Origin of the sequence: Paractinoplanes deccanensis (assembly GCF_016862115.1) — a bacterium.
Lineage (GTDB): Bacteria > Actinomycetota > Actinomycetes > Mycobacteriales > Micromonosporaceae > Actinoplanes > Actinoplanes deccanensis.
Genome location: NZ_BOMI01000200.1, coordinates 1 through 5,526, shown reverse-complemented (window position 1 = coordinate 5,526; position 5,526 = coordinate 1). Strand labels below are relative to the sequence as shown.

4 protein-coding genes are annotated in these 5,526 nt (G+C 72.8%); 2 read left to right on the top strand and 2 right to left on the bottom strand.

Annotation, left to right across the window (positions count from 1 at the left end):
* Positions 1-153: 153 nt before the first annotated feature.
* Entirely contained in the window at positions 154-636 is a 483-nt protein-coding gene (locus Ade02nite_RS46825) for an SRPBCC family protein (protein WP_203777915.1), read from the top strand.
* Positions 637-655: 19 nt separating this feature from the next.
* Here Ade02nite_RS46825 and Ade02nite_RS46820 read toward each other — a convergent pair whose 3' ends face one another.
* Positions 656-1,459: an SAM-dependent methyltransferase gene (locus Ade02nite_RS46820; RefSeq protein ID WP_203777914.1), complete on the bottom strand. Its 804-nt coding sequence runs from the start codon at positions 1,457-1,459 to the stop codon at positions 656-658.
* 126 nt (positions 1,460-1,585) lie between these two features.
* Positions 1,586-4,339: a DEAD/DEAH box helicase gene (locus Ade02nite_RS46815; RefSeq protein ID WP_203777913.1), complete on the bottom strand. Its 2,754-nt coding sequence runs from the start codon at positions 4,337-4,339 to the stop codon at positions 1,586-1,588.
* 64 nt (positions 4,340-4,403) lie between these two features.
* Here Ade02nite_RS46815 and Ade02nite_RS46810 point away from each other — a divergent pair, with 64 nt between their 5' ends.
* A complete protein-coding gene (locus tag Ade02nite_RS46810; protein ID WP_239169577.1) occupies positions 4,404-5,144 on the top strand; it encodes an HAD family hydrolase in 741 nt (246 codons plus the stop codon).
* Positions 5,145-5,526: the final 382 nt, after the last annotated feature.

Here is a 5,526-nt window from a genome sequence, read left to right as displayed (position 1 = left end):
CCCCACCGCACCCGAGCGGCGCGCCGCCGTCGGGCAGACGCCGGCACCCGAACGGCGCACGGCCGTGGGGCAGACGTCCGCAACGCCGGTCCATGGCACCCGCACCGAGCGGCGCACGGCCGCCGGGCCCGAGCAGAGCCAGGAGAAGAGCGCATGAGTCCCATCCCGACCGGGCGGCTGTCCGGCACCGATCTCGTGCTGACCCGCTCGTTCCACGCGCCCGTGGACGACGTGTGGGCCAGCATCACCGACCCGAGCCGCACGGCGCGCTGGTTCGGCCCGTGGAAGGGCGACGCCGCGCCGGGCCGTGCCATCCAGGTGCAGATGGTGCAGGAGGAGGGCGAACCGTGGACGGACATGACGATCGACGCGTGTGAGCCGCCGCGCCGGCTGGCCCTGTCCGCTGTCGACGAGCACGGCAGCTGGCACCTCGAACTGCAGCTGACCGAGAGCGCCGGCGTGACCGAGCTCCGCTTCACCCAGCACCTCACCGGCACCGAGAACGTCGGCGACGTCGGCCCCGGCTGGGAGTGGTACCTCGACGCCCTGGTCGCCTCGCGGGAGGACCGGCCCCTGCCCTCGTTCGACGACTACTACCCGTCCATGAAGGAGTATTACGAGGCCCAGCGCCCCTGACCGGGCCGCCGAGCTTCAGCTACGGCACGCGGGCGACGAAACCGTTGCAGGCGACGTCTTCCACGGCCGGGCGGGGCTGGGGCTCGGCGTCCGCGTGCCAGTGGGCGACCGAGGCCAGGCCCGGCTCGACCATCTCGAGGCCGCCGAACAGGGCCGCGAAATCGGCGCCGTCGCGGGCGGTGAAACGGCCGTCCGGGTTGGCGGCGCTCAGCTTGGCGATCGCCTCGGCGGGCAGGTATTCCCACGTCGCGTGGGTGGCGGCGACGTAGCTGCCGGACGGGAGCGCCTCGAGCAGCGTACCGACGATGCCCTGCACGTCCTCGTCGTCGCGGACGAAGTGGAGCACCGCGATCAGCAGCAGGCCGACCGGCTCGGACAGGTCGAGGGTGGCCTTGAGGTCGGCGTGGTCCAGGATGGAGCGCGGGTCGCGCAGGTCGGCGTCGAGGTAGGCCACGGTGCCGGCCGGCGCGCTGGTGAGCAGGGCCCGCGCGTGGCTGAGCACGATCGGGTCGTTGTCGACGTACACAATCTTGCTGGACGCGTCGACGGCCTGGACCACCTCGTGGGTGTTGCCGGGCGCGGGGATGCCCGTGCCGATGTCGAGGAACTGGCGGACGCCGCGCTCGGCGATCAGCCGGGCGGCGCGGCCCAGGAAACGGCGATTTTCCAGGGCCATGGTGCGGATGGACGGCATCGCGGCCTCGATCGCGTCGCCCGAGGCGCGGTCGGCGGCGAAGTGGTCCTTGCCGCCCAGCCAGTAGTTGTAACGCCTCGCCGGGTGGGCGACCGAAGTGTCCACCCTGTCGTTGGGCGAACCGTCCAATGTCGCCACCTCCGCGTCAGTGCATCGACAGTGCACTCATCCTACGAAGATCCACGCGAAGATCACAGCCCACCCCGGTAGGCGAGCGCGAAGATCACAGCCCACCCCGGTAGGCGAGCGCGAAGATCACAGGCCGGCCTGGTAGGCGAGGACGCCCCGGTTCACCGCCTTGACCGCCTCGCGGGCCGTGTCGCGGACCTCCGGCGACGCGGCCGACGCCTCGCGGATCTGGCCGAGCAGGTCGACGACCTGACGCGCCCAGCGCACGAAGTCGCCCGCCGGCATGTCGGCGTCGAAGTTGTGCCCGCTGGCCAGCACCCGGGCCAGCGGCTCGCCGCGGGCCCACCGGTACATCGGCCAGACGAAGCCCGGGTCGGGCTCGCGGGTCAGCGACAGCCCGTGACCGGACTCGTCGGCGGCGATCTCGCCCCAGAGCTTGGTGCACGCGTCGACCGCCGACGTGATCGGCCCCTTGGGCACCGAGGCGCGGTCGTCGCCCTCGCGGCGCGACTCGTAGAGCACCATGGACACCGCGGCGGCCAGCTCGTCGGGGGCGAGCCCGTCCCAGACGCCCTGGCGCAGGCACTCGGCGACCAGCAGGTCGGCCTCGGACCAGATGCGGCCCAGCATGCGGCCGGACTCGGTCACCTCGCCGCCGGCGGACAGGTAGCCGCGCTCGGTGAGCACCGCGCAGACCTGGTCGAACGTGCGCGCCAGCGACCCTGTACGCCCGGCGACCTTGTCACGCAGCGCCTCGGTGTCGCGTTGCAGCCGGTGCCGCCGTTCGGCCCAGCGCGCGTGCTCCTCGCGCTCGGGGCAGGCGTGGCACGGGTGCTGGCGCAGCTGCACCTTGAGCAGGGCGATCTCGGCGTCCTCGCCGGTCGGCCCGCCCCGGTTGCGGCGCCGCCCGCCGCCGTGCCGGTCGAGGCCGGTCGCGGCGATCTGGGCGGCCAGGTCGCGGCGGGCCGCCGGCGAGCGGTGGTTGAAGTGCTTCGGCACGCGGATGCGCTCGAGCACCTCGACCGGGCCGCCGAAGTCGGCGGGGCTGACCCGGCCGGCCCAGCGGTCCTGCGTCAGCACCAGCGGGCGCGGCTCGCCGAAGCCACCGGCCGGCGCCTCGAGCACCACGGCCAGCCCGGCGCGGCGCCCCTGCGGCACCCGGATCACGTCGCCGACCCGCAGCTTCTCGAGCGAGGAGGTCGCGGCGGCACGGCGCTGGGAGGCACCCTCGCGCGCGAGGGCCCGTTCCCGGTCGGCGATGGCGACCCGGATGGCGAAGTACTCGTCGAAGTCGCCGTGGTGGCAGGCGGCGTCGTTCCCGTACGCCTGCATGGTGTCGACGTTGCGCTGCACCTGGCGCGCCAGGCCCACCACCGAACGGTCCGCCTGGAACTGGGCGAACGACGACTCGAGCAGCTCGCGGGACTTGTCGGCGCCGACCGTGCCGACCAGGTTGACGGCCATGTTGTAGGACGGGCGGAACGACGACCGCAGCGGGTAGGTGCGCGTGGAGGCGAGCCCGGCCACGTGCCGCGGGTCGACCTCGGGGCTCCACAGCACGACGGCGTGCCCCTCGACGTCGATGCCCCGGCGGCCCGCACGGCCGGTGAGCTGCGTGTACTCCCCCGGGGTGAGGTCGACGTGCGCCTCGCCGTTGAACTTGACCAGCCGCTCCAGCACGACGCAGCGGGCCGGCATGTTGATGCCGAGCGCCAGGGTCTCGGTGGCGAAGACCGCCTTGACCAGCCCCTGCACGAAGCACTCCTCGACCGCCTCCTTGAAGGCGGGGAGCATGCCGGCGTGGTGGGCGGCGACGCCCCGCTCGAGGCCGTCGAGCCACTCCCAGTAGCCGAGCACGGACAGGTCCTCGCGCGGCACGCCGGCGACCTTGCTCTCGGCGATGCGGCGGATCTCGGCGCGCTCGTCGGCGTCGGTGAGCCGCAGCCCGGCGCTCAGGCACTGTTGCACGGCCGCGTCACACCCGGCACGGCTGAAGATGAACAGGATCGCCGGCAGCAGCCCGGCCCGCTCGAGCCGGTCGACGACCTCGGCGCGCGGCGGCGGCTGCCAGCGCCGCGACCGGTTGCCGCCCCGCGGCCCGTACGACCGGTCGGTCAGCTCCAGGCGCCGCTGCATCTCGCGGGTGTAGCGCAGAAGCTCGGGATGCACGTCGTGCTTCTTGGCGGCGTCGGCGTCGTGGAACAGGTCGAACATGCGCCGGCCGACCAGCATGTGCTGCCAGAGCGGGACCGGGCGGTGCTCGCTGACCACGACCTCGGTCTCACCGCGCACGGTGACCAGCCAGTCGGCGAACTCCTCGTAATTGCTGACCGTCGCGGACAGCGACACCAGGGTCACCGAAGCCGGGAGGTGGATGATCACCTCCTCCCAGACCGCGCCGCGGAACCGGTCGGCCAGGTAGTGGACCTCGTCCATCACCACGTAGGCCAGGCCCTTGAGGCTCGCGGAGCCGGAGTAGAGCATGTTGCGCAGCACCTCGGTGGTCATCACGACCACCGGCGCGTCGCCGTTGATGGCGTTGTCGCCGGTCAGCAGGCCGACCTTGTCGGCGCCGTAGCGCTCGACCAGGTCGTGGTACTTCTGGTTGGACAGCGCCTTGATCGGCGTGGTGTAGAAGCACTTGCGCTCACCGGCGCGCAGCGCGAGATGGACGGCGAACTCGCCGACCACGGTCTTGCCGGCGCCGGTGGGCGCGCAGACCAGCACGCCACTGCCACGCTCGAGCGACTCGCACGCGGCGCGCTGGAAGTCGTCGAGGTCGAAGCCGACGTCGAGCATGAAATCGTCGAGCGCCGGGAACTCGGCCACCCGGGCCGCCCGCCGCTTCGATTCCGCATACCGTTCGGCGGGACTCGTCATGACCACAAGGCTAGTTCGTGGGTGTGACAACTTGCAGCACGGGCACGGTCGGTATGGTGCTCCCGTGCCGGATCCCGAATCGACCGATCACCCTCCCCATCGGCCGCACCGCCAGGTGGACGCCGTGCTGTTCGACTTCCACGGCACGTTGGCGCAGGTGGAAGACCCGGTGACGTGGGTGGTGGCGGCGGCCGCGGCCTGCGGCCACGAGCTCGACAGGGGCAAGGCGACCGTGCTGGCGGACCGCCTGGTCACGGCCGGGCGCGCCGGCGGGCCGCTGCCGGCCCGCGTACCCCCTCATCTGGCCGAGCATTGGTCGGACAGAGATCTGTACGCGCACAGCCACCGAGCCGCCTACACCGGGCTGGCGGCGACCGTGTCGACGGACATGGAGGGCCTGGCGGACGCGCTGTACGACCGCCTGCTCGGCCCGGACGGCTGGCTCCCGTACCCGGACACGGCACCGACCCTGCGAACCCTGCACGATGCGGGCGTCAAGGTGGCGGTGGTGAGCAACATCGGCTTCGACATCAGGCCGCACTTCGAGGCGTGGGGCATGGCGGGCCTGGTGGACGCGTACGCCCTGAGCTACGAGCTCGGCCGCACAAAGCCCGACCCGGCCATCTTCCTGCGAGCCTGCGGCATGCTGGGCGCGGACCCGGAGCGCACGCTGATGGTCGGCGACACCCCGGCCGACGCGGGCGCGGTGCGGGCGGGGTGCGCGGCCCTGGTGCTGCCGGCCGCGGAGCCGGGGCGGCCCAACGGCCTGGGTGCGACGCTGGCGCTGGCGGGCTGCGCGGCCTGAGCGCGGACGGCCCAACGGCCTGGGCGCTGGCACATTGCGCCGCCTTAGCACGGACGGCCCAAGCGCTTGGGCGTTTGGCCCTTGCGCTGGCACGCTGCGCGGCCTGAGCACGGGCCTGGGCGCTGGCACACGGCGCCGTTTGAGCACGGACGGCCCAAGCGCCTGGGCGTTGGTCCTTGCGCTGGCACGCTGCGCGGCCTGAACACGGACGAGCCAACGACCTGGGCGCCGACCCACATGCTGGCGGGCTGCACGGCCTGGACCTGCGCGGGCGTTTTCCACAGTCGCGGTTATCCACAGGCGGCACGCCTGTGACGAGCCGTCGCCTGGGATTTTCGGGACAATGGCATCGGGCGGCTCCCCCTGGGAGACATCCCATGGT

Excerpts from the sequence above, each read along its gene's own strand:
- Ade02nite_RS46825 (WP_203777915.1), top strand. The coding sequence starts at position 154 with ATGAGTCCCATCCCGACCGGGCGGCTGTCCGGCACCGATCTCGTGCTG.
- Ade02nite_RS46815 (WP_203777913.1), bottom strand. The coding sequence starts at position 4,339 with ATGACGAGTCCCGCCGAACGGTATGCGGAATCGAAGCGGCGGGCGGCC.